Origin of the sequence: Bacillus cereus group sp. RP37 (assembly GCF_040459695.1) — a bacterium.
In the GTDB taxonomy this organism is placed as follows: domain Bacteria; phylum Bacillota; class Bacilli; order Bacillales; family Bacillaceae_G; genus Bacillus_A.
In genome coordinates, this window is the sequence record NZ_JARVHP010000001.1 from 2442005 (window position 1) to 2466455 (window position 24451).

Sequence of the window (24451 nt, forward strand, 5' to 3'; positions counted from 1 at the left end):
TTTATACATGATTTTATAGAGAATGAACATCAATAAACAGGGAAAATAATTAGGAGGAATTGAACATGTCGGATTGGTTTCAATTAGATAAAGAATATATGATGCCCACGTATTGTCGTACGAAGGTTGCAATAGAAAGAGGAGAAGGTTGTAAACTGTATGATGTGGATGGTAAAGAGTATATAGATTTGTTTTCTGGCGTAGGAGTAAACGTATTAGGCTACAATCACCCGAAAATTGTGCAAACAACTATGGAGCAAGTTACGAAATCGTTGCATCTTCCATTTCATTTTTTAAACCCAGTTGCGATTGAGTATGCAAAGAAATTAGTTGATTGCTCTTTAAAAAATGGAAAAGTCTTTTTTACAAACTCAGGTACGGAAGCGACAGAAACAACGTTGAAATTAATTGATAAATATAGAGCTAATACGCATGAGGAACGTGAAGGAATCGTAGTGTTGAAGAATAGTTTCCACGGGCGTACGTTAGGAGCACTTCATTTTACGAGACAAGAAAGTGTATATCAAAATTTCCCTAAAACATCGATTCCGGTATATGAAGTAGAGCGCGAGAATATAGGACAATTAGAAGAAACAATTGTTAAAGAAAATCCAATTGCGATTATGCTAGAGCCAGTGTTAGGAAGCGGAGGGATATATCCTTTATCAAGTGAATATTTACATGGTGTTCAAAACTTATGTGAAAAATATAATGTCATTCTTATCGTTGATGAAGTTCAAAGTGGTATGGGGAGAACTGGCAAACTATTTGCTTATCAAAATTTCAATATTACACCCGATATTATTCAAATTGGTAAGGGAGCAGGAGGCGGGATACCGCTTGGCGGAATTATTGTAGGTGAGAAGTTATGTGATGTATTTTCACCAGGAGATCACGGCACAACGTTTGCTCATTCTTCAATGGGAACGGCTTTAGGGTTAACGGTTTTACATACATTGATTGACGATGGTTTAATGCAAGAAGCGTATGAAATGTCACTATATTTACATGATAAATTGCGAGAAATTCAGAATGAAAATTCTTATTATATTCAGGAAGTACGTCATGCTGGTATGATGTTTGGAATTAGTTTGAATGATATGAATGAAAATGTAAAAAAAATACAGATGGAGCTAATGGAAAAAGGGATGTTAGTTGACGTTACACAAGGGAATATCATCCGTTTACTCCCTCCGTATATAATTACAAAAGAAGAAATTGATGCATTTATTTATGAGTTTATCGCTTGTATTCATAGCTTAGCAGCAATAGCAAGTGTTTAAAAAGCTTTATGAAAAAGTACCTTATTTTTAATGCAAATAGGAAGAAAATAGGGTTGAAAAAAATAAATTTATGTATTTAAATAAAAAGCTGAAAAAGGTACTCGTATAGCGCCTTCTTCAGCTTTTTAAAATAGTAAATTACTTAACATAGGGAGCATCTCATTGGACAAATAATTAATTATGTGAAACAATAATAACAGATAAGGAGACATTAATTTTCCTTAAGTGCTTCGAATTAATTTTATTCAATAAGAGAAGGTGTGCTTAAAGAAGTTAAATTAAATAAGGAGCTGTTTTATTATATGCAACAAAATAATGATTTAAATTTTGAACCTCAAGACGTTAATATTGTCAATCCTAAACAAGCCAGGAAAGCAGTAGTTGCTACTGGTATAGGGAATGCAATGGAGTGGTTTGACTTCGGATTATACGCGTATTTAGCGGTTATCTTAAGTCAATTATTCTTCTCAGGTGTTGATAATAGTGGATTGCAACTTGTACTTACATTCGGTACATTTGCAGTAGCCTTTCTCGTTCGACCAATCGGAGGTGTATTCTTTGGTAGAATAGGAGATAAGTACGGCCGAAAAATCGTGTTAAGTACTACTATTATTTTAATGGCACTTTCTACATTATTCATCGCATTACTACCAACCTATGAACAAATTGGTGTATGGGCACCAATACTACTTTTAGTTGCCCGAATGATTCAAGGCTTCTCTACAGGCGGCGAATATTCAGGTGCAATGGTTTATATCGCAGAATCTTCTCCAGATAAAAAGCGTGGTATACTCGGTAGTGGTCTTGAAATTGGAACACTCTCAGGTTACATTGCTGCATCGGTAATTGTTACCATTTTGACGTTATTGTTAACAGATGAGCAAATGCTCAGCTGGGGCTGGCGTATTCCTTTCTTAATAGCTGCACCAATTGGTTTGGTCGGTTTATATTTACGCCGTCATTTAGATGAATCTCCCATTTTTGAAGAGATGGAAAAAGCACAAGAGGAATCTGAAGACAACGAACAATTTTCATTTATGGACATATTAAAATATCACAAAAAAGACTTCTTATTAAGCACAGTAATTGTCGCCTTCTTTAATATTACAAATTATATGATTCTTTCGTATATTCCTTCTTATCTAACTCAAGTACTTAAAGTCAAAGAAACAACTGGCTTATTAATTATTTCGATTACGATGGCACTTATGATTCCACTAGCATTATATTTCGGTAAATTAAGTGATAAAATTGGTAATAAACGCGTCGTGCAAATTGGTTTACTTGGTTTAACTGTATTTGCAATTCCAGCATTTTTACTAATAGGTAACGGACATATTGCAGCAATATTTGCAGGTATTTTCGTATTAGGTTTCTTCCTAAGTGTTTATGAGGGTACATTACCTTCATTATTACCATCACTATTTTTCACTGATGTACGTTATCGAGCACTTTCGATTTCCTTTAATATTTCTGTATCAATATTCGGTGGAACAACACCGCTCGTATGTTCATACTTAGTTCATGCGACTGGTAACCCGCTTGCACCAGCATTTTATTTAACAGGTGTAAGTATTATTGGATTAGTTGTATTTAGTGTATTATTCGTTACAACATCAGGACGTGCACTAAAAGGTTCATATCCTACAGTAGAAACGAAAAAAGAAGCACACCAAATCGCTAAAGAAGACCCTGAAGAAACACTTTGGTGGCATGAAGAGTCATTAGAAATTGAAGCAGGGAAAAACGCGTCAATTTAAAAAGTAACGTAGAAATATAAAAAGACTCCTATGAAAATAGGAGTCTTTTTGTTGTGTTATTTTTTTCTTTTCTTCAAGCTTTTCTGATACACGTAAAGCTTATGAACCTCTTCCTTAAATTCCTGAAGTAGCATCATATTCTCATCATTTGAATAACGCACTGTATTATAAGCATCTATAATAATATGACTCTCAATGTTTACATCTACTTCACTATTTATTCTATCTAACCATGCCTCAATAGTTTCTCCTCGATTTCTATTTAAAGGGGGAGTTAACTTACTTTCAAGCTTAAAAATCTCTTTTCGAATTTCGTTATGTGGCGGTTTGTTTCGTTTCAAACGTTTTTGGCTCATTCCTTCTTTATCAGTGATAATAGTAGATTCGAAGGCAGGCATATTTGGTAAACTAAATTGTTTTCGTCTTTTTATTATTTTCCAAACGACGTAAATAGCAATGGTTGTACATACTATAATTGTAATGCTATTTATGAGAGTTGGATCAAAATCACGCTGTCCAAATTCCTCCTTAATTTGAGGGTCTTTTAGATTTCCTTTATTCGACCAAAAATCGTCTGTCTCTTTTGATTCCGCTGCTGAAAATAAAGGATTGATAGCGTATCCGAATCCTAATGCAACTATTTCGACAATATAAGAAAAAATAAGACGTATATAAGGAAATACTAGAATAAGTAAAGCGCTAAATGTTCCAATTGTAATAATAGAAGTAAAACGTAATAACTGTTGATTACGATTGGAACCCGTTAACCAAAATGCAATCATAATGTGTAAGACTAATAGTAATAATTTCCATAATGGTGGAAAAGGTGCGAAAAATATAGCTGAAAAGACGAACCATACAATACCACCTAATGACTTTTGAACTGGATATCCAGGACCGACTACATGTACGATAAAGAAGAAAAGCGGTAACATAATTGTGCCAAATAGAGAGAAAGAGAGAAAGATTGAACAACCGATTATTTGAGTAAGTAACAGTATGACAAACCCTATTGTTTTTTTCTTCATAAATTTATGAATTAGAAATACACCCATATAGCCTGTTACTAAAAATATAGCAATAGAAACAAGTTCATCCCTTTCTGTTACTAACGAAAGGAGGAGCAGCAGAATAAAGTCATGAACGTGATAGAGCCAAGTTTTCAAGCTTTTCCACCATCCCTTCGTTAGTAATGAGAAACGTAGGCTGCGAGAGAAGAGGGAGTTCATTTCTCTGTAAACCAATGTATATCATTGTAGACGTTCGTTCTCTTTTTCTCGTTACATAATGAAGAAATCCTTGTTTCGGAAGTAACGTACTATCATCTGAAATACGTGCTAATTCTTCTAAAGATATTCCGTAATGTGCTTGCCCTTCGTTTAATGGTAAGTGCAGTGGACCACCTTCAGCTAATACACTAATAAATAATTCAAACGGTATTTGATGCTTCGTTGCGTATTGACAAATGTATGTTGCAAATGAAATAAGGTCTTCTATATTATCTTTCCAACCAAACCCGCGATCAGCAGCTAATGAAAGACAAATTGTCCAACTATAATTTTTTACAGGTTCATATTGCTTCGCCTGTAATGATTGCATTTTAGCAGATGCTTTCCAATGAATAGAACGGAAAGATTCACGCTCATATCGTTTAACACCGATAATAGATGTTTCATCATTGTAAAAAGAAAAATTCGTTCGATAAGATCCTGTTAAAAGTTGCTGAAGTTCTTGCAAACCTGCTACTTCTTTAGGTGATGGATACACAATAATTTCAGTTCTTAATTTATCAAATACAGGTAAATGTACAGATAATAAATGAAAAGGATCTTTCAAAACGCATTCGAACTGTTCAATTTGAAACACACCACGCTTCGTTGCGGTTAATGTTAAATCCCATTTTTGCGCTGAATGAGCAGGTTGTGAAAATGGGAAAGAGAATAGTGTTTTTGATATTTGTTCAATTCCTTGATCTTTTTGTGGTAGTAGTGACGGATTTAAATGAAAATAACAAACACCGTTAACGAGTGGTATATTTGCACCATTTTTTAAATGAATAAAAAACTGTCCAGATTCATTAGGGAATAACCGAGTTATTTGTTTCTCGTTTATCACTTGAAACCTTTTCTCTATATAAGCGACATATTTATAAATGAAAATCGCAAATAAGTAATAGAAGAAAAAGAGAAACATAATAATTCGTTGTGGCATAAAAAATGTAAATAGTATAGCGCCTGGGACGGTTAGTTGAATAATATGGAGTTGGAAGAATAACGGTACAGTTACAACGCGCTGTCCATTCATGCTTGCTCAATCTCCACTGGTACGTCAACTTCTTTTAAAATTCTTTGCATAATTTCATTTTTTGTCGTACGTAATGCACCTTCCATTGATAAGACGATACGGTGATTCCAAACAGAAGGAACTAAAAATTGTATATCTTCTGGTGTGCAATATTCTCTCCCTCGTAAAAATGCTAATGCCTGTACTGCACGCACTAAAGCAAGTGTGGCACGTGGACTTACACCGTTAGCGATGTAATCATGATTTCTTGTAGCATGAGCAAGTTTAATAATGTAATGTTCTAACGGTTCTGATACGAAAATCTCCTTTACTCGTTTCTGTGCTTCTAAAATGTCTTCTAAAGAAATAACAGATGTGACACTTTCTAGAGGTGTATCCTTACGAAAACGTCGCATCATTTGTAGTTCATCTTCAGGATTCGGATACCCTATTGAAATTGTCATTAAAAAACGATCAAGCTGTGCATCTGGAAGAGGGAAAGTTCCTTGTGATTCAATTGGATTTTGCGTCGCAATGACAAAGAAAGGTTTCGGAAGCAGAGTAGATTGCTTTTCAAGCGTTACTTGTCGTTCTTCCATCGATTCTAATAAACTAGACTGTGTTCTCGGCATAGCGCGGTTAATTTCATCGGCAAGCAAAATATTAGTCATGACTGGTCCGAGTCTTAACTCGAATTCACTCGTTTTCGGATTGAAATATTCAATACCTGTCACATCGCTCGGAAGTACATCCGGTGTAAATTGGACGCGAAAAAAATTACCACCAATACTTTTAGAAAGTGTTTTCGCAAGTAACGTTTTCCCAGTACCAGGCACATCTTCGAGTAATACATGCCCGTCAGCAAGCAAGGAAACAAGGAGTAAATCTATTACATTCTCTTTGCCAACAAACACAGAACTTATATTTTCTTTTAATTTATTTATCATATGTATCATTCCTTTCAAAATATAAACGGATATTTCTATATTTTAACAAATTATTCAGAAAATTGATATGATTTTTCAATTCAAAGAAATAAATATTCGATTATTAAATTATACTCTTGCATATTTTGGAATGCGAATATATAATATCGGTATACGATGTATCGTGAGTCGATATATCAGAAAGCGATGTATCGGAGGTGGTTATAATGAATGCGAAAGCGCAAAAATATATTCCGTTAACTGAAGCAACATATTACATATTGTTGTCATTAGTAAAGCCAATGCACGGTTACGGAATTATGCAAATGGTAGAAGAGATGACAAATGGAGAAGTAAAACTCGGTCCTGGTACTTTATACGGGAATACGACGAAGTTATTAAAAGAGAAATTAATAGTTGAAGTTGCCTCTACAGATAGAAAGAAGTGCTATGAGTTAACGTCCTTTGGGAGAGAAGTGTTGGAACTAGAGTACAACAGGTTGCAGAGATCAGTAAGAAATGGAAATAGTATTTTAGGGGAGTGAATGGAAGATGGAGACTAAAAGGGTATTCAAATTTTTTACGGCATGGAATTTAGAAAAAGAAGAAGCTTTTTTACGAAAGATGCATCAACAAGGTTGGGGATTACAAAAATATAATTTAATGTATACGTTTAAGAAAACTGAGCCAAAAGATGTAATATATAAAGCTGATTTTAGATTGGCCTATAGAGATTCAAAAGAAAAACAACAAGAGTATTTCGAAATATACGAAATGTCAGGTTGGAAACGCGTAACAAGTTTCACAAGATGGAATTATTTTTGTAAAGAAGTAGAAGAGGTAAATGAATTGCCTGATATTTACTCAGAAAAGGAGACGAGGATACAAAAACTAAATGAATTATTGCTATTCCTTGTTATTATATCAGCAAGTATATTACCATCAATGTATAACCTATTTTTAAGCCCGATGGAATCAAGAGTGCCAATTTGGGCGAAAGTTATGACAGGTCTTTCAGGTTGTATGTGGATGTATATCTTTATAAGACTCTCTTGGAAAATTAAGAAATTAAAAAGTGAAATATTATAATAAATAAAAAGTGGAGTTCAAAAGAAGTTGATTTTGTAAGGGGAATATCGGAATCAACTTCTTTTGTTTCTATATAATTATATTTTTGTTCACTCTTTTTTATATAATAAAAAACTATATGAAGGTACAAAATTAACAGTTACAAAGATAAACCCCACAATACCCCGAAAATAATGAATGAAGAAAAAACGATTTATATCGAGGATCAAAAAATAAAAGATGACTAAAAAGGTGTGGGGTGTGATTTATAATAAGGAAGAAAAACGTTTTTTATTAACATATAAAACGAAAAACCCCCTATAGAAAATTGGTAGGGGGTAATAAAAATGTTTAAGAAAAAGACTGATTTTGAGCAGGTTTAATAAATTGCTCAGGATTTTCAACAAGTCCACATACAGCACATTGGACGCGGTAAGTTGGTCCTTGATAAGCCATATGAAAAGCATTCATCGTTTCATTTGTGTATTCTTCTTCTACTTGACCAGTTTGTGGATTTAATTTGACTGGTTTTACTTGTTGCTCAAGAATATTAAAGCGAGTACGGTTCGTTTTACAACTTGGACATAGCATTGGTTCCATATGTATACACCTCCATTTGTAGCATTTCTTAAACTTTTTAATTTTATGCACGTAAAAAAACTTTCTCAATATAAATGGGTATTTAAAGTATTTAAAATTCAGAAAAAATAAAATATAATAAAAGTACGAACTGGTTATGTCCAAACCAAATCTCCTGTTTTATGCCAATAAGCTGGGGGCCGAGAAATCGGCCTCATTTTTTTGTGCTCGTTATTATAGGAAACAAGGTTTTTATGAGACTTTTGTCGAACTTTTAGGGATGGATATAAAGGGGGATGTAAAATGAATTTAAAAATGAAGTACATCATTTTATATGTAGAAAAGTTTGAAGAATGTTTAAGGTTTTATAAAGATGTTCTACAGCTACCTATAAAAGCAGAGCACGGTACATATATCGAATTTAATACGGGAACTACCATTTTAGCGATGAACACACGGCAAGATGTGAAAGAATTAACAGGACTACCACTTACAGAAGGCGAGTTACAATCTTCCCATTTCGAATTAGGGTTTGTTGTCGAAAATGTACAAGAAACGATTGAGCAATTTAGAGAGCAAGGTATTAAGATTTTAGTTGAACCAATTGTGAAACCGTGGGGACAAACCATTGCATATATTGCAGATCCAGATGGGAATTATATTGAAATTTGCAGTTCATTAGAATAGAAGGAGAAAAAGAGATGGGGTTTCCGAAACTAGAAACAGAACGTTTACAATTAAGAGAACTAACACTGTTAGATGCAGAAACGATGTTCCGTTATTTTTCAAAAGAATCTGTTATACGTTATTTTGGAATGGATTCTTTTGAAAATATTGAGCAAGCGAAAACAACGATTCAAGCGTTTAAAAATCGTTATGAAGAGGGAACTGTATTTCGCTGGGGAATTGAGAAAAAGGGCACAGGCCAATTAATCGGAACGTGCGGATTTCATTTAATAAACAAGCATCATAAGCGAGCTGAAATTGGTTATGAATTAGACGATACATATTGGGGACAAGGGTATGCAACGGAAGCATTACAGGCGATTTTAGGTTACGGGTTTGAAACGTTGCAACTTATAAGAATTGCTGCGGTTGTATATGTAGAAAATAAAGCTTCTCAAAAATTATTAAGTAAAGCAGGATTCCAAGAAGAAGGATTACTTCGAAAACATATGATTCAAAATGGAGTTGCTCATGATACGATTTTATATTCTTTATTAAAAGAAGAGTGGAAGAAGTAATGAGTACAAATGAGCTTATAAAAATAATGAAGAAACATAAAGAAAATAGGTTCATTCTAGGTATAGATGGCTTAAGTCGATCAGGAAAAACAACATTTGTAACAAACTTAAAGGAAAATATGAAACAAGAAAGTATTCCGTTTCATATTTTCCATATAGATGATCACATAGTCGAGCGTAATAAACGATATCAAACTGGCTATGAAGAATGGTATGAGTATTATTATTTACAGTGGGATATTGAGTGGCTTCGGCAGAAGTTTTTTCAAAAGTTACAAAATGAAACAAAACTGAAATTACCGTTCTATAATGATGAGACAGACTCATGCGAAATCAAAAAAGTACAGATCCCCATAGTAGGTGTAATTGTAATTGAAGGTGTTTTTCTACAGCGAAAAGAATGGAGAGATTTCTTTCATTATATGGTGTACTTGGATTGTCCAAGAGAGACAAGGTTTCTGCGGGAAAGCGAAGAGACCCAAAAGAAACTTTCGAAGTTTCAAAATAGGTATTGGAAAGCAGAGGATTATTATTTAGAAAATGAAACACCACAGAAGAGAGCGAACTTACTTATAGAATGATTAGAAAATAGAAGGGTGAATAGAATGAAGATTTTATGGGATTTTGATGGGACGTTATTTGATACGTATCCTGCATATACAATGATACTTTCTGAAGTATTAGGTGATACAGTAGATAAACAAGAAATATACAAAAATTTAAAAATATCATACTCACATGCAATCCATTATTATAAGGTTTCATGTGAGCAGGAAGAAAAGATTAAAGCTTTGAAGGGGAAATTCACTCCAAAAGATATGAAACCTTTTGCAGGTGTCGAAGAGATTTTGAAATTTGCGGATAAAAATGTGATTATGACCCATAAACATAGGGCGGGGGTTATGGGGATTTTAGAATATTACGGCTGGGACAAATACTTCGTAGACATGGTTACTATTGACGATGGTTTCCCACGTAAACCGAACTCTTTAGCGTATGATCACTTACATAAAAAGTATAATATTGATTTAGCTATTGGAGATAGAGAGTTAGATTTATTACCTGCAAAAGAATTAGGTATTTCAACATGTATGTTTCAAGGGAACTGTGATGCAGCGGATTATTCTATATCGCATTACTCGGAATTTTTTAAGGTAGTGAGTGATAAAAAACTCCCTTTATAAATAGTTAGAACAAAACCTCAGCTTTTTGCTTGAAAAGTTGAGGTTTTTCTATGTTATAACAAATTATTTTTTAAGTATTGAGAAGGAGATTATTACAACAATTTGAATTATATAGTTATAGATAAATCTATAGATGAAAAGATTTCAATAAAGCGAGTGATCACATGAGTATTTTTATTTTAGAAGACGATGTCATACAAGCACAGCAATTAAAGAGGCTAGTTGAAGAGATTTGCGAGAAATATATGTTGCCCTTTGACTTTATTGAGGCAACTAGTAAAAGTGAGAACATTATTACTAATATTCCTAAGGCGAGGTATGTCCCAATCTATTTTTTAGATATAGAGATAAAAAGAGAAGAGCGTAAAGGTTTACAAGTGGCGCAAGAAATACGTAAGTATGACACGCAAGGGATTATTGTGTTTGTAACAACGCATTCTGAATTTGCACCTATTTCATATCAATACATGGTATCAGCTTTAACTTTTATTGATAAAGGGTTGCGATACGAGGAGAGGCGTAAAGTTTTTGAACAATGTTTACTTCAGTATGAAGCGCGTAATAAGCATATCGTTCCATCGGACGATTTTATCGTTGAAAATAGTAATGCAACTGTGCGGGTTCCTTTTCATGAAGTTGAATATGTTATGACTGATGAACCGCACCGTTTAGCATTAGTGACGCTAGATCGTATCGTTTATTTTTATGGAACATTAAAGGAGATAGAAATAATAGATGAACGTTTATTTCGTTGTCATCAATCATATATCGTGAATAAGAAGCAAATGTCTTCTTACGATGCGAAGCAAAAAATGATAGTTTTAAAAAGCGGGAAACGCATTCCAGTATCACGGCGTTTAGTGAGTAAAGTACGTAATATGTTAAAGGGTGAGATGTGATGTATATTTATGATTTATTTGCAATCCTGCTTACTAGTATGTGCCATACGTTTTTATACATTCAATTAATCCGGTACAACAGATTGTCAGTTAGAATGTTACTAGCTTTAAGTGCAGTATTCATTATTTTACTAGCTATTGTTGTAACAGTAACGAGATATCCAGAGTTGAATAGTACGATTGTGTTATTTTTAATAAGTTTAGGATTAATGCAAAATGAATTGAAATTTAAGCATAATGTATATTTTGCACTAGTCAGTATGGTTATTATAACGTTAGTGAAAATGTTGCTTTTTGATTTAGGAATGAAAATCTTTATGTTAACGCCATTCAATTTATATTTATGGACAGGTAGCATGATTCATCTTATCGTATCGATACTTACTTTTATCGGTATTTTAGTAGCTCGTAAAAGAATTCAAAAAATTGCTCAATATATAGTAGGTAGTCCGCTATACTATGTAACTTATGTATTATTAATTGTCGGATTTATGATTGAACTAATTTTGACTCGGCCATCTACTGCATTTTTAGCAAAATTAAATCAACAATACAGTGAAGAAAGTTATATTTCAGCGATTATTGTATTTTTATTATTACTAATCATTGTACTAATAAGCTCACACTTATCGAAAGAAAAGTTACGAGAAGAGCATGAAAAACGTTTAGATAAAGAGTTATTAGATTATGTCGAGAAATTAGAGGATATGCATGATGAGCTTGCTAGTTTCCGTCATGATTATATGAATGTATTACTATCGTTAGAAGAGGGAATACGTACAAAAAATGTGAAGGAAATTGAACAAGTGTATTATGATGTGATAGCTCCTACGTTAAAAACAATAAATGATCATGAACTTGATATTGCGAAATTATCTCGCATTCATATTCCTGAAGTGAGAAGTGTATTAAGAGCAAAAGTTGGAACAGCCCAGCAGCAACAAATAAAAGTAATGCTCGATATACCAGAGAACATTGAAAGTGTTTCGATGACGATCATTTCATTTATTCGCATCATTTCAGTTTTAGTAGATAATGCAATTGAAGAAGCGGTACATAGTGAGGAAAAGATATTGCAAATCGCATTCTTTGAGATGGATTCACGACAATATTTTATTGTGCGTAATAGTTCAAAGGGTGAAGCGATTGATTTGCAAAAAATTTATGAGAAAAACCATTCAAGTAAAGAAGGGATTAGAGGATACGGGTTATTTTCATTAAAACGTATCATGAATAAAACAAATAATGCGACGTTAGAAACAACTTATGTAAGTCCTTATTTCACGCAAACATTCATATTAAAAGAAATGAAATGACCATCTATGATGAAAATGAAACCGAATAGGAAATAGCTACATATTTTCTTCACTCGTTTTTATACACTTTAAGTAAGAGGTGAAGCGAGATGAATGGTCTTATTTTCACAACAATGATTAGCTTTGGTTTACCGCTTATAGCACTTTTATATGCTGTTTGGAAGAAACGTTATATTCCATATATGTTAGGTGTATTGGCTTTTGTTGTATCACAAATATTGATCCGCATACCAATACTGAATTATGTAAATGGAACTAGCACAAATTTTCAGATGTTTTCTGTTATGCAGCCTGTACTATTTGCAGTTTTGCTTAGTGTATCAGCTGGAATTTTTGAAGAGATAGCTCGTTTTATCGCAATGCGCTATTTTATGAAACAACGAGATTGGCAGTCTGGTTTTTTATTTGGAGCAGGGCATGGTGGTATTGAGGCGGTACTGATAGTTGGTATCCCGGTATTGTCTTTATTATTGTCACAAACAGTCATCCAAAATGGTGATAGTTATTATTTCGGCGGTATTGAGCGCATCTTTGCGATGGTATTACATGTTGGGCTTTCCTTCATTGTATTGCAAGCTGTCGTCCAAAAGAAATTTCGTTATGTTGTATATGCAATTCTCATCCATGGCACTGCAAATGCATTAGCTGGAATTATATCGCTATATGTACCAGGGAAAAGCGGGATCATTATGTCAGAAGTTTCAATAGCAATTTGTGCTTTAGTCGTTTTTAGTTATAGTTTCATTTTAAAAAGAAAGGGTGTATGAAAATGAGAAAAATGTTACTTATTATGATAAGTGCTATCGCGGCGTTCGCGCTCGCAGCATGTACCGGTAATAAAGTAGATGAAAGTACGTCTAAAAAATTTATTCCGAAAGCGGAAGAAATTGTATCATTATTAAATGAGGCGAAATATAAAGAAGTGCATGAAAAATTTGATAGTAAAATGAAAGCTGCATTGCCAGAAGAAAAGATGAAAGATCTTACACCTGTAATTGAGAAAGCTGGTACATTCGAAAAAATTGAAAAACAATCGATTGAAGAAAAAGATGGTTTATATACTGTTATTCTTGTAGCGAAGTATAGTAAAGAACAACGGACATTTATTATAACTTATAATGATAAAGAAGAAATAGCAGGTTTAGTTATTAAATAAAAGCAGATACAGTGGGAGTTTCCGCTGTATCTGCTTTTTGTTTTAATTAAATTATGGTTATTTTTGCTAATATGAACTTATAGTTATATAGAAGGGATGGGTTAGTATGAAAACTGAACTAGTTCCTAAAAAGAAGTACAGTATAATAAGCTACATATCTTTACTCATCGGCATTTTATATTTTCTGTTCGTATTTATTACACCGACAAGAATAGCGAATGTGGGTAATGTAGTGGGAGATTATATTACAGTTGCCCTCACAGTTGCAGGTATCATACTTTCTGTCATTACGATGAAGAAAAGAACAGAGAAGAAGGGGATTGCTATTCTTTCATTCATACTGTCCTTATCATTATTTATATTTTGGGTTATCACGATTATATTATTGTTTACTGGTCAAATTAGTTTTGCGCCGTAATATGCAATAAAAAGAGTCCTTCTCGTATGAAGGACTTTTTTTATTCGGTATCTTCAGGTTGATATTCTAAAATATCCCCCGGTTGGCATTCTAATGCTTTACAAATGGCTTCTAAAGTTGAAAAACGAACTGCTTTTGCTTTTCCGTTTTTCAAAATAGAAAGGTTAGCCATTGTAATCCCAACCTTCTCCGAAAGCTCTGTTACACTCATTTTTCTTTTCGCTAACATTACATCAATATTAATAATAATTGCCATATTATTCACCTCAGACCGTTAAATCATTTTCTGATTTTATATCTATAGCATCTTTTAATAGTCTTTGGAGTACGGCAGCAAAGACCGCGATTACCATTGAAGCAAAAATCATAATCATTCCGATAATAATAATGCCAGGGGCGTCATCTCTCTCTGCCACAAGATAGAAAAGTGGCATACCTAATACATATAATACACTAATTGCTAGTGCACTGTACTTAATATTTTTTAAAGCTTTAACTGACAACTCTGAGAATGCGTTGTTTTTGTCAATATAGTTTAAAAGTTTAAATGTTTGATACAGCGCAAAATAATATGGTATTGCTGTTGCGTATAAGTTGATAAACACAAGATATTTAATATATGCAATATCAGGATATAGCTCTGCAGCGAAAGTACCTATTTTAGGGACTAAAAAAATGCACATAGCAAGAACGGGGATACCCATTAGAATCACAGCTGTCTTTAAGAAGAGTGTGGATCCTTGTTTCATAAAAAGCACCTCATTTATTTAATATCTTATTAATTTACCACGAAATTTATTGTTTAACAATAAATTTTTATTCCACATAACCATGTTTTTATTGTTAAATAAATTTTATATTTAAATAAATTTAATCGTTCCTTATTTCTGTAAATGATGTTATGTTAAAAGTAATGATTAATCCTTTTGTATATTAAGAGTTTTTAGAAAATCAATATTTTGCGTAATTTGACGAGGTGTTAATGAAATGAAATCGTACACACAATTTGAACGAAGAAAACACATACTAGATGAGTTAGAAAAGTATAACCGAGTGATGGTAAATGATTTAGCAAAGGTATTAAATGTTACAACAGAAACGATACGAAGAGATTTAGATATGTTGCACAAGGAAGGACAGCTTACGAAGATACATGGTGGTGCAATTAAGAAAAAAGATCAAACACTAGAATTTCATTTTGATAAACGTCGATCTGAGAATATTGAAGAAAAACGAAAAATTGCAATGAAAGCAAGTAAAATCGTAGAAGATAATGATATTATCGCAATTGAAATTGGGACAACCACAATGCAAATTTTAGATTACATATACAATAGAAAGAATTTGACGATTTTAACAAACTCAATACCAGCTGTCAATAAAATTATTGAGCTGAAAGAACAGTATGATTCCTTTGATTGCAGGTTAATAGTCATTGGGGGAATATTGAATACGAATTCCTTAGCATTGTCTGGAGAAATGACGTTAAACTATTTGGATCATTTCACTGTTAATAAATTATTTGCTTCTTGTGATGGTATTTCACTAGAAAAAGAACTGACATGTTCGTATATTGAAGATGCACAAATATTTAAGCAGCTAAAGAATAATGCAAAACAAGTTGTAATGATGGCTGATGAGTCAAAATTTAATTTAACAAAGTTTTATAAAAGTGGGAATTTTAGTGATATAGATGCATTATATACAAACGCTAAACTCGATGAAGTATGGCAAAATATTTTAACGAGTAATGGGGTTGAAGTAATAACAGTATAGAAAAACGAAAAGACTATTTCTTAATAAGTTGAGAAATAGTCTTTTTTATTGTTTATGTGTTGTTTTATTTTGATAATTTGTTGTTTTTACAATCAGTTAACAAATTAACAACATTGTGTTAATAATATCCTCGTACAATATGAATTAGGAGGTGGCAAGAATGCAAATAAAACTATCAAAAGCTGTGTTCTTTTTACTACCAGTTGGAATACCTCTAATCTTGTTTTGGATTATTCCGAATTTCATTAGTTTAGGTATTAGTTTTACTGATTGGGATTTTATGACGAATGATTTTAATTTTGTTGGTTTAGAAAACTATTTTAATTTATTTACACAAGATTCTTTTATGCAAGCATTGCTCAATACGTTTTATTTCGGAATTGGAACAGTCATTCCAACAATTGCATTGGGATTAGGTTTCGCATTATTTTTCCGAAAAAAATTCAAAGGTTCTGCATTGTACCAATTAATGATCTTTTCACCTTGGGTAACGCCAACAATAGCTGTATCCATTGTGTGGTCACTCTTATATGAACCTCAATTTGGAGTTATTAATAAAGTTCTAAACTTTTTTGGAATACCAGGTTTGGACTGGCTTCAAAGTAGTCAAACAGCGATGTTAGCAGTCATTATAATGACAGTTTGGAAATTAGTTGGTTGGACGATGATCTTCTATATCGGCGCACTAGAAAAAGTTCCAGATAGTTTATATGAAGCAGCTAGTATTGATGGAGCAAATTCATGGCAGAAATTTCGATATGTAACACTGCCAATGGTTTCATCAACAACTTTCTTCTTAGTTGTCGTTAATACAATTTCTTCGGTGCAGGCTTACGATCAAATAAAAATTTTAACACAAGGTGGGCCTAGTGGTTCAACGCGTACGTTACTGTATTTATTCTTCCAACAAGGGTTTGAACAGTTTGATATGGGATCTGCAACGGCAATCGCATTTATCATACTAATCATTACAATTTTACTATCTGTTATTAACAAAATAATAGGTGATAAGTGGGTGAACTATTAAGGTGAATAATATGAAAAAAGGTCCATTAATCGTAAAGCATCTCTTTTTAGCATTATCAAGTATACTATTTGTTTTTCCGTTCATATGGATGGTACTTGGTTCGTTTAAAACATCTAGTGAAGTATTACAAGGGGGATTTTGGCCTAAAGAATTTCACTGGGAAAATTATCAGCAAGTATTAGACATACTACCATTTAACACATATTTATTTAATAGTTTTTATACATCTTTCATCATTACAATTTATGTGCTTGTTTCATCTGCACTGTTTGCTTATATGTTGGCATTTTACAAGTTTAAAGGTAAAAATATTACATTTAGTGTCGTGATGGCAACCTATATGATCCCTGGAGCTGTATCATATGTTCCTGTATATGTAATGTTAGGGAAATTCGGGCTACTTGATTCACATTTTGGATACATGATTTCTATGGCTGTTAGTGTATTCGGTATTTTCTATTTAAAACAATCGTTCCACAAAGTTGGTTTTGAAATAGTAGAAGCAGCCAAAATTGATGGAGCAAGTGATTGGCGTATTCTTTGGAAGATTATCTTTCCAATGACACGATCATCATTTGTAACACTAGGATTGGTCACATTTATTGGTAATTATAATAATTACATGTGGCCAGCTCTTATATTGAAAGATAATACGCAAAAGTTAATTACGAATGGAATTGCTGATTATTTCATTAATAGTTCCTTAGGGCGAGATTGGTCACACATTATGGTTGCAAGTACAATCGCAACAGTTCCGCTCTTAATCGTATTTTTGATTCTGCAAAAATGGTTCTTATCTGGTGTTACTGATTCAGGAATAAAGGGGTAATTAAATAGTAAAGGAGATTTGTGGGATGAAAAAACTATTCATGCTTCTAACAGTTATAACATTGTTTGTTAGTGCACTTGCGGGTTGTTCAGGCGGAAAAGGAAGTACGGTTAAAGCGAGTAAAGAAGGGGAGAAGGTTGTTGTTCCATTCATTAATGGAGTAGGGGGCTCTCTTGCAGATAGTGTAGATCAAATTGTAGAAGAATACAATAAAAGTCAGGACAAATATGTAGTGAAAACGACAAAAGCAGGTAGCTACGATGAGTCATATCAAAAGCTACAAAGTGGATTTGCAGCGAATAACCAAGAAGCAATTGCATTACTAGGTTCAGATGTCATTCAAGAATATGCTAAAAAGCAGTTAATCGTACCTATAGATGAATATGTTAAAAATGATACTAATTTCAAAAAAGAAGATTATGGAAAAGGGTTTATGGAGCAAGCAACAATTGACAATAAGTTATATGGCATTCCGTTTTACGGTACAACGCAAATTTTTTATTACAATAAAAAAGCATTAGCGGAGAATGGCTTTACAAAAGATGATTTAAAGACGTGGGAAGGTGTAGAAAAGGTAGCAAAAACAGTCGCAAAACGTGGTGAAAATGGAAATGTAACATATGCGGGCTGGATGCCGATGTGGGGCACATCAAACTTAATTGATGCGGTTCGCAGTGCTGGTGGAAATGTATTAAGCGAAGATGGTACAAAAGTATTAATTAACGATGGCACTTGGGTTTCGGTATGGGAGAAATTCCGTACATGGCTACATGAAGATAAAATTATGAAAATACATTCAGGTGGAACTGGATGGGAATATTGGGATAAAACTGTAATTGATTTAGTTGAAGGTAGAACATTAGGATTTACAGGCTCATCTGGTGATCAAGGATTTGTTTTTAAATCATTAGGAAAAGGAATGACGGAAGAAGAACGCCTTAACACATTTGAAGCATTACCTCAGCCTGCTTGGGGTAATAATAAACCAGCGCCAAAACTAGAAACATATTTATTCACATTAACGAGAAACATTGATCCAGAAGTAGCAAAAGGCGCGTATGAATTTATGAAGTTTGCGACAAGTACGGAGAAAACAGCTGAATGGTCCATGGCTACAGGATATATCCCTGTTCGTAACAATGTAACAGAGTATGGTCCATATGCTGAATTCGTTAAAAAACAACCACAAGCATTAGTTCCATTAGAACAAGCTAATAATAATGGAGTGGGACCATTTGTAGATCCGACGGGCGGTAAAATTAATGACGCCTTAAATGTAGCGAAAGATAAAGTAGAGATTGAAGGAGTTCCAGCGAAAAAAGCATTAGATGAAGCAGCTAAAGTTGCGCAAGAAGAGTTAGATAAAGTTCTGAAAAAGAAGAAGTAATATTACCAACATGAGGTGCTTTTGAACGAAGGAAGTGCCTCTAAAATTCCTTCATTAAAACGTAAAAGGTGTGAGAATGATGATCGAAATAACAAGTATGATAAAACTTTCTCCATTCGTAAAAAATAAACATTGTTTCCAAATGGATGAAACTGATATTAAAAATTTCACATTAACTATTGATCAAGGGGACAGCCGGAAAATCCCGCTTTTATTAATCTTGCGAGGCCCTAACGGTTATGTACGTATACAATATCAAACGCCAATTGTAAATGAAAAACTAGTCGTTTCAAAAGATTCAATATTTTGTTCTGCTGGTTGTATTGGAGGAGAAATACAGTCAGGTAATTGGGAATTAGAAGTCATATATATCCCTCATTGTGCAAAGAAAGCAGTAAAGTTTACCGGAGAAAAAGTTGACTACACAGTAAATATAGTAGTGAATGATCAGTTGGAACGAAAGTATAATAGAGATCATTTTTGTAAGGGAAATGTTTTTATCAATGAAGACCGTTTTAATAAGGTAGTAAATGAAGAACATCGCTGGTACAAAGGGGATTTTCATGAACATACAGATTTAACAGACGGCGAGATAGACGATGAACTTGGAATGCAAGTATGTGAAAAACAAGAATTAGATTTTTTATATGCGACGGAGCACAATATTGTTATGCCATCGTATCAAAAAGGAAACACATTAATTATACCATCTATGGAACTTACAACTCCTTACGGTCATTACAACATATTCGGGATAAAGGAATACGTTGATTTTACAGAGTATGTAGATGAATCATTTAGCGCCGAAAAAATGAATGCACTATTTTCACTCATGAAAGAAAAAGGTTATGTATTGAGTATGAATCATCCGTTTATGGAGCCTTGGGCGAACCAAGTGAATATTAACTTAGAAAATGTTCATACGATGGAAATTATGTGTGATCCAACTTATAAAAAAAGTAAATCATCCACTTTAGAAGCTTTACGTTGTTTCGATCAAATGTGGTCAAATGGTCTTAAAATCTGGGGAATAGGGGGAAGTGATTCTCATTTACATCCGTCTAAAACATTCCCAGGATCAAAAGACCCATCCATTTACGGTGATCCAGGAACATATGTATTATGTAATGTTTTATCAATTAAAAACTTAAAATCTGCGATCAAAAAGGGACGAATTTATTTCTCTCGATTTAGAAAACTAGCGATAGATATTCAAAACGAAGGTGAAACGATTTATGTCGGTGATGAGGCTAAAGGAAATATTATTTACAACATTTCTACTGACAAACCGTGTGAGTGGAGACTAGTAATAAATGGGCAAATAATTGAACAAAAATTTGGCAGAGATGTAACCTTTGCATTCTCTTTAAATGAAGGGGAATACGCTAGGGTTGAGGGATGGGAAGAGGACGAATTAGTAGCGTTTATTAATCCTATTCATAATAAAGTTGAGAATAAAAATATGAAAACATGGAATGAAGTTATAGGGGGAATAAAAGGTGAATAAAGCAATTATTTTTGATAAAGATGGAACATTAATACAGTTAGATTCAGTTTGGTACAAAATTGTGCATCGTGTGTTAGATGATATCTTTCAAACATATTCAAATGAAAAAAGTAAACGAGATGATTACTTAACGATTATCGGCATGAATAATAACGATTTTGAGAGTACAAGTTTACTAGCCTGTCGCACAAATTACTTTATTGCGGCTGCATGGTATTCGTTATTAGAAAATCAACATTTAGATAAAGATAATTTCATTCATAATGTATGTCTTCTATTCAAAAAGTACTCTACAGCAGATGATCTTGTATTTACAGAAGTGGAAGGTGCAAAGGAAACGTTACGATATTTAAAAGACAATGACTATATTATTGGGGTTGTTACAGCAGACGATGTAGATGCAGCTACTCATTCTCTGAAGATGACTGAGTTATATGATTACGTAGATTTTTTAGGCGCGGATGATGGTGTGAATAGAACAAAACCTGAAAGTGACTTTTATCATATGTTTAAAGAAAAATTTTCACTAACTGAAGAGGAAGTGATTATGGTAGGTGATACATTAACAGACGTTACATTTGCGAGAAATAGCAACATTAAAGTAGTGGGCGTTTTATCCGGCGCGAGCAGGAAGGAAGATTTTGAAGGGAAAACGGATTATATTTTAGACAGTATGAAGGATATTTCGAAAATTTTATAAAACAACTGAACACCGAATTTTCTCAATAAGAATATCTACAAAACAACTCAAATTCTAGGAGGATACTATGGCTCAACTATCATTCAAAAACATTTACAAAAAATATGATCATGATGTGACAATCGTAAAAGATTTTAACCTAGAAGTAAATGATGGAGAGTTTATCGTTTTGGTTGGCCCTTCAGGGTGTGGGAAATCTACAACATTACGTATGATTGCAGGACTTGAAGAGATTTCAGATGGCGACTTTTATATCGACGGAAACCGTGTAAATGATATTACACCGAAAGATAGAGATATTGCAATGGTATTTCAAAACTATGCGCTTTATCCGCATATGAGTGTTTATGAAAACATGGCATTTGGATTAAAACTACGAAAATATAGCAAAGAAGAAATTGATCAGCGTGTGCAACGTGCAGCAAAAATTCTTGGGCTTGAGCAGTATTTAAGTCGAAAGCCAAAAGCACTTTCAGGTGGACAGCGTCAGCGTGTTGCCTTAGGTCGAGCGATTGTTCGAAATGCAAAGGTATTTTTAATGGACGAGCCTTTATCAAACTTAGATGCAAAGTTGCGTGTTCAAATGCGTGCTGAGATTACAAAATTACACAAGCAGCTACAAACAACAACTGTGTATGTTACGCACGATCAAATAGAAGCTATGACGATGGCAACCCGCCTTGTTGTGTTAAAAGATGGGATTGTACAACAAGTCGGTACACCGAAAGAAGTGTATGAAAATCCTGAGAATATATTTGTAGGAGGATTCATTGGCTCTCCTGGAATGAATTTTTTTAAAGGATTATTAACAGATAACGCGCTTATGATTGATAAGTGGGAAATTGAAGTGCCAGAAGAGAAAATGAAGGGCTTGCGAAATAAGGGCTATACGAATAAAGAAATCATAATAGGAATACGTCCAGAAGACTTTTATTATGGAAAAGCAATCGAGGCGTTATCATATAACGCAAAAGTAACGGTATGTATTGATGTAGCAGAATTAATGGGGGCGGAAACATATCTATATTCCAGCCTAAACGGACAATCTTTTGTTGCACGTGTGGATACTTCTTTAGATGTGAAAAGTCAATCAAATATAGATTTAGCTTTGAACATGAACAAAGTTCATTATTTCGACTTAGAAATTGAGAAACGAATTGTTTTATAGATAATAATTATGACATTATATTTTTTAAGTTTCTCCAATTACTACAATTAAATAAAAAGTAAAAAAAACGATTATCCTTTCCATTACAGGATAATCGGTTTTTTTACTTTTTAGGAAACAAGTTGTTGTTAGCTTCGTGATAATAGGGGATTACTATTATAAACTTACATAAATACAGCGGGAGATTACCGTCTTGTATACATACAAAGATGAAATAGTCTATGGAGGGACAGCTATGCCGAATTGTAGTAAAAAGATAATAGGAATCATGATAACCTTAAGTATGTTAGGGACAGGAATAATAATGAAAGATAGTGAGATAAAAGCTGAGACGAAAAAAGTAGAACACCAGCCGAAAAATGTAATAATGATGGTTATGGACGGAACGAGTTCTTCAGCGACAACATTGGCTCGATTGTACAAAGGGAAACCATTTGCATTAGATGAAATTGTAACAGGAGGAGTTCGTACATATTCGGCGGAATCAGCTATTACAGACTCAGCCCCGGCAGCAACAGCTTTAGCGACGGGGAATAAATCGAATTCAGGATATTTAGGTGTATTACCTTCTACTGTGAGTTCACCTGGCTTAAAACCAATAGAAGAAGAGGACAAGTTACGGCCAGTTGCCAATGTTTTAGAAGGTGCCAAACGTACTGGTCGCGCAACTGGAATTGTTGCTACAGCTGAAATTCAACATGCTACTCCTGCTGGATTCTCCGCTCATCATGTGAATCGTAAGAATTTTGAAGTGATCGCGGAGCAACAAGTGTATCAAAATATAGATGTCGTATTAGGCGGGGGGAAATCGGCACTGCTCCCTATAAAAAATAACGGAATTCGAAAAGATGATGAAGATTTAATAAAAGTGATTCAAAACAAAGGATATGACTTTGTTGAAACGAAAGATGCATTATTGAAATCCAAATCTAATAAAATTTGGGGCTCTTTCTCACATAATGCCTTAGCATTCGATATGGATCGTGAAGCAACAAATCCGGAGCAGCCAACACTTTCTCAAATGACAGAGAAAGCAATTCAAACGTTATCAAAAGATAAAGATGGTTTCTTTTTATTTGTGGAAGGAAGTAAGCCAGATTGGGCAGCTCACGCAAATGATCCAATTGGGATAATTAGTGATGTGTTGGCATTTGATGAAGCGGTAGCAAAAGCGTTGCAATTTGCAAAAAATGATGGTAATACGATGTTAATTGCTGTAGCTGACCATGGTAATAGCGGGATTTCTATTGGGAATATGAATACGACAAAAGGATATAATACTACGCCGGTTTCTACATACATTGATCCATTGAAAAAGGCGAAGATGACACTTGAAGGGACTACAAATAAACTGAAATCTAATTTGTCGAATGTAGAAGATGTAGCTAAATTATACGGTTTGGACAATTTAACTTATGATGAAAAAGAAAGATTAAAAGCAGCAAAAAAGAAAATAGATGTAGGTCCAATTTATACTACATTATTGGCCAATCGTGCGAACATAGGCTTCACAACAGGAGGACATACAGGTGAGGATGTGTTTTTATATTCTTACGGTCCTCAAAAGCCATACGGTTTGATCCAAAACACAGACATTGCGAAGACAATGGCGAAAGCAATGGGCTTTAATTTAGAAGAAGTAACAAACAAATTATTTGTAGAGAGTGAATCAGTCTTTAAACAAAACGGTGCAACTGTAACGATAGACAAAACTGATGCAGCAAATCCTGTGCTCATAGTAAAACGTAATAATGTAAAAGCTCAATTATTGGTTAACAAAAATATTATTCGTATCAAGGGTAAAGAGTATGAATTAGGAAGCGTTGTTGTAGAGAGTAAAGGGAAATTCTATGTACCAGAAAAAGCAATCCACTTATTTATAAAGCATTCTAGTTAAAAAAATGTCAATTCCTTAACTTGTACTTAGGAATTGACATTTTT

General features: G+C 33.6%; 27 protein-coding genes. 21 read left to right on the plus strand and 6 right to left on the minus strand.

Going from position 1 to position 24451, the window contains the following annotated elements; all coding sequences use genetic code 11:
- The first annotated feature begins 65 nt into the window (after positions 1 to 65).
- Positions 66 to 1283 (plus strand): aspartate aminotransferase family protein, encoded by a 1218-nt coding sequence (locus tag QCI44_RS13010; RefSeq protein WP_116363370.1) that lies wholly within the window; start codon positions 66 to 68, stop codon positions 1281 to 1283.
- A 302-nt stretch (positions 1284 to 1585) separates the two neighbouring features.
- The gene (locus tag QCI44_RS13015) at positions 1586 to 3043 is read left to right on the plus strand and encodes an MFS transporter (protein WP_016087367.1); all 1458 of its coding nucleotides are present in this window, start codon (positions 1586 to 1588) and stop codon (positions 3041 to 3043) included.
- A gap of 56 nt (positions 3044 to 3099) precedes the next feature.
- On the opposite strand, the gene QCI44_RS13020 is transcribed toward QCI44_RS13015, so the two are convergent.
- Genes QCI44_RS13020 through QCI44_RS13030 form a run of 3 tightly spaced genes read right to left on the minus strand, consistent with a single transcriptional unit; the run spans position 3100 to position 6273 of the window.
- On the minus strand, positions 3100 to 4209 hold the full coding sequence (locus QCI44_RS13020; protein WP_088083890.1) for a DUF4018 domain-containing protein: 1110 nt from the start codon (positions 4207 to 4209) through the stop codon (positions 3100 to 3102).
- Positions 4181 to 5347 (minus strand): DUF58 domain-containing protein, encoded by a 1167-nt coding sequence (locus QCI44_RS13025; protein WP_088083889.1) that lies wholly within the window; start codon positions 5345 to 5347, stop codon positions 4181 to 4183. Before QCI44_RS13025 ends, QCI44_RS13020 begins: the two co-directional genes overlap by 29 nt.
- Positions 5344 to 6273 (minus strand): AAA family ATPase, encoded by a 930-nt coding sequence (locus QCI44_RS13030; RefSeq protein ID WP_353811177.1) that lies wholly within the window; start codon positions 6271 to 6273, stop codon positions 5344 to 5346. Before QCI44_RS13030 ends, QCI44_RS13025 begins: the two co-directional genes overlap by 4 nt.
- Positions 6274 to 6479: 206 nt before the next feature.
- On the opposite strand from QCI44_RS13030, the gene QCI44_RS13035 reads away from it, so the two are divergent.
- Both QCI44_RS13035 and QCI44_RS13040 read left to right on the plus strand, forming a co-directional pair.
- Entirely contained in the window at positions 6480 to 6797 is a 318-nt protein-coding gene (locus QCI44_RS13035) for a PadR family transcriptional regulator (RefSeq protein WP_016087371.1), read from the plus strand.
- Between the two features lie 7 nt (positions 6798 to 6804).
- Positions 6805 to 7341: a DUF2812 domain-containing protein gene (locus QCI44_RS13040; RefSeq protein ID WP_016087372.1), complete on the plus strand. Its 537-nt coding sequence runs from the start codon at positions 6805 to 6807 to the stop codon at positions 7339 to 7341.
- 330 nt (positions 7342 to 7671) lie between these two features.
- Here QCI44_RS13040 and QCI44_RS13045 read toward each other — a convergent pair whose 3' ends face one another.
- Positions 7672 to 7920: a hypothetical protein gene (locus QCI44_RS13045; protein WP_000433610.1), complete on the minus strand. Its 249-nt coding sequence runs from the start codon at positions 7918 to 7920 to the stop codon at positions 7672 to 7674.
- 282 nt (positions 7921 to 8202) lie between these two features.
- On the opposite strand from QCI44_RS13045, the gene QCI44_RS13050 reads away from it, so the two are divergent.
- The 9 genes from QCI44_RS13050 to QCI44_RS13090 all read left to right on the plus strand — a co-directional run bounded on the left by QCI44_RS13050 (position 8203) and on the right by QCI44_RS13090 (position 14116).
- On the plus strand, positions 8203 to 8586 hold the full coding sequence (locus QCI44_RS13050) for a VOC family protein (RefSeq protein WP_016134785.1): 384 nt from the start codon (positions 8203 to 8205) through the stop codon (positions 8584 to 8586).
- A gap of 14 nt (positions 8587 to 8600) precedes the next feature.
- Positions 8601 to 9143, plus strand: a complete 543-nt coding sequence (locus QCI44_RS13055) for a GNAT family N-acetyltransferase (RefSeq protein ID WP_016134784.1) — start codon at positions 8601 to 8603, stop codon at positions 9141 to 9143.
- A complete protein-coding gene (locus tag QCI44_RS13060; protein ID WP_016087375.1) occupies positions 9143 to 9724 on the plus strand; it encodes a kinase in 582 nt (193 codons plus the stop codon). Before QCI44_RS13055 ends, QCI44_RS13060 begins: the two co-directional genes overlap by 1 nt.
- A 24-nt stretch (positions 9725 to 9748) precedes the next feature.
- A complete protein-coding gene (locus QCI44_RS13065) occupies positions 9749 to 10327 on the plus strand; it encodes an HAD-IA family hydrolase (protein ID WP_016087376.1) in 579 nt (192 codons plus the stop codon).
- A 164-nt stretch (positions 10328 to 10491) separates the two neighbouring features.
- The gene (locus QCI44_RS13070; protein WP_088083888.1) at positions 10492 to 11226 is read left to right on the plus strand and encodes a LytR/AlgR family response regulator transcription factor; all 735 of its coding nucleotides are present in this window, start codon (positions 10492 to 10494) and stop codon (positions 11224 to 11226) included.
- The gene (locus QCI44_RS13075; RefSeq protein ID WP_088083887.1) at positions 11226 to 12542 is read left to right on the plus strand and encodes a GHKL domain-containing protein; all 1317 of its coding nucleotides are present in this window, start codon (positions 11226 to 11228) and stop codon (positions 12540 to 12542) included. The genes QCI44_RS13070 and QCI44_RS13075 overlap by 1 nt, the downstream gene beginning before the upstream one ends.
- 89 nt (positions 12543 to 12631) lie before the next feature.
- Complete coding sequence (locus QCI44_RS13080; RefSeq protein ID WP_016134783.1) at positions 12632 to 13309, plus strand: YhfC family glutamic-type intramembrane protease; 678 nt, start codon at positions 12632 to 12634, stop codon at positions 13307 to 13309.
- A gap of 2 nt (positions 13310 to 13311) precedes the next feature.
- Positions 13312 to 13698 carry a DUF3887 domain-containing protein gene (locus tag QCI44_RS13085; protein ID WP_016134782.1) on the plus strand — a complete coding sequence of 129 codons (387 nt, stop codon included), beginning with the start codon at positions 13312 to 13314 and terminating at the stop codon, positions 13696 to 13698.
- A 106-nt stretch (positions 13699 to 13804) separates the two neighbouring features.
- Positions 13805 to 14116: a hypothetical protein gene (locus QCI44_RS13090; protein WP_116363371.1), complete on the plus strand. Its 312-nt coding sequence runs from the start codon at positions 13805 to 13807 to the stop codon at positions 14114 to 14116.
- Between the two features lie 40 nt (positions 14117 to 14156).
- On the opposite strand, the gene QCI44_RS13095 is transcribed toward QCI44_RS13090, so the two are convergent.
- Both QCI44_RS13095 and QCI44_RS13100 read right to left on the minus strand, forming a co-directional pair.
- Positions 14157 to 14372 carry a helix-turn-helix domain-containing protein gene (locus QCI44_RS13095; protein ID WP_000974619.1) on the minus strand — a complete coding sequence of 72 codons (216 nt, stop codon included), beginning with the start codon at positions 14370 to 14372 and terminating at the stop codon, positions 14157 to 14159.
- A gap of 10 nt (positions 14373 to 14382) precedes the next feature.
- Positions 14383 to 14865: a DUF2975 domain-containing protein gene (locus QCI44_RS13100; RefSeq protein WP_016087382.1), complete on the minus strand. Its 483-nt coding sequence runs from the start codon at positions 14863 to 14865 to the stop codon at positions 14383 to 14385.
- A 238-nt stretch (positions 14866 to 15103) separates the two neighbouring features.
- Between QCI44_RS13100 and QCI44_RS13105 the strand changes: the two genes are divergently transcribed.
- From QCI44_RS13105 to QCI44_RS13140, 8 genes are all read left to right on the plus strand, one after another.
- Positions 15104 to 15892 carry a DeoR/GlpR family DNA-binding transcription regulator gene (locus tag QCI44_RS13105; RefSeq protein WP_088083885.1) on the plus strand — a complete coding sequence of 263 codons (789 nt, stop codon included), beginning with the start codon at positions 15104 to 15106 and terminating at the stop codon, positions 15890 to 15892.
- A gap of 160 nt (positions 15893 to 16052) precedes the next feature.
- Positions 16053 to 16919, plus strand: a complete 867-nt coding sequence (locus QCI44_RS13110) for a carbohydrate ABC transporter permease (protein ID WP_078182215.1) — start codon at positions 16053 to 16055, stop codon at positions 16917 to 16919.
- Between the two features lie 10 nt (positions 16920 to 16929).
- Complete coding sequence (locus QCI44_RS13115) at positions 16930 to 17748, plus strand: carbohydrate ABC transporter permease (protein ID WP_000715649.1); 819 nt, start codon at positions 16930 to 16932, stop codon at positions 17746 to 17748.
- Positions 17749 to 17773: 25 nt separating this feature from the next.
- The gene (locus QCI44_RS13120; protein WP_088083884.1) at positions 17774 to 19135 is read left to right on the plus strand and encodes an extracellular solute-binding protein; all 1362 of its coding nucleotides are present in this window, start codon (positions 17774 to 17776) and stop codon (positions 19133 to 19135) included.
- A 79-nt stretch (positions 19136 to 19214) separates the two neighbouring features.
- Entirely contained in the window at positions 19215 to 20642 is a 1428-nt protein-coding gene (locus QCI44_RS13125; RefSeq protein WP_088083883.1) for a CehA/McbA family metallohydrolase, read from the plus strand.
- Positions 20635 to 21342, plus strand: a complete 708-nt coding sequence (locus QCI44_RS13130; RefSeq protein WP_088083882.1) for an HAD family hydrolase — start codon at positions 20635 to 20637, stop codon at positions 21340 to 21342. Before QCI44_RS13125 ends, QCI44_RS13130 begins: the two co-directional genes overlap by 8 nt.
- 67 nt (positions 21343 to 21409) lie before the next feature.
- Entirely contained in the window at positions 21410 to 22510 is a 1101-nt protein-coding gene (locus QCI44_RS13135; protein WP_088083881.1) for an ABC transporter ATP-binding protein, read from the plus strand.
- 235 nt (positions 22511 to 22745) lie between these two features.
- A complete protein-coding gene (locus tag QCI44_RS13140) occupies positions 22746 to 24407 on the plus strand; it encodes an alkaline phosphatase (RefSeq protein WP_088083880.1) in 1662 nt (553 codons plus the stop codon).
- Positions 24408 to 24451 lie beyond the last annotated feature (44 nt).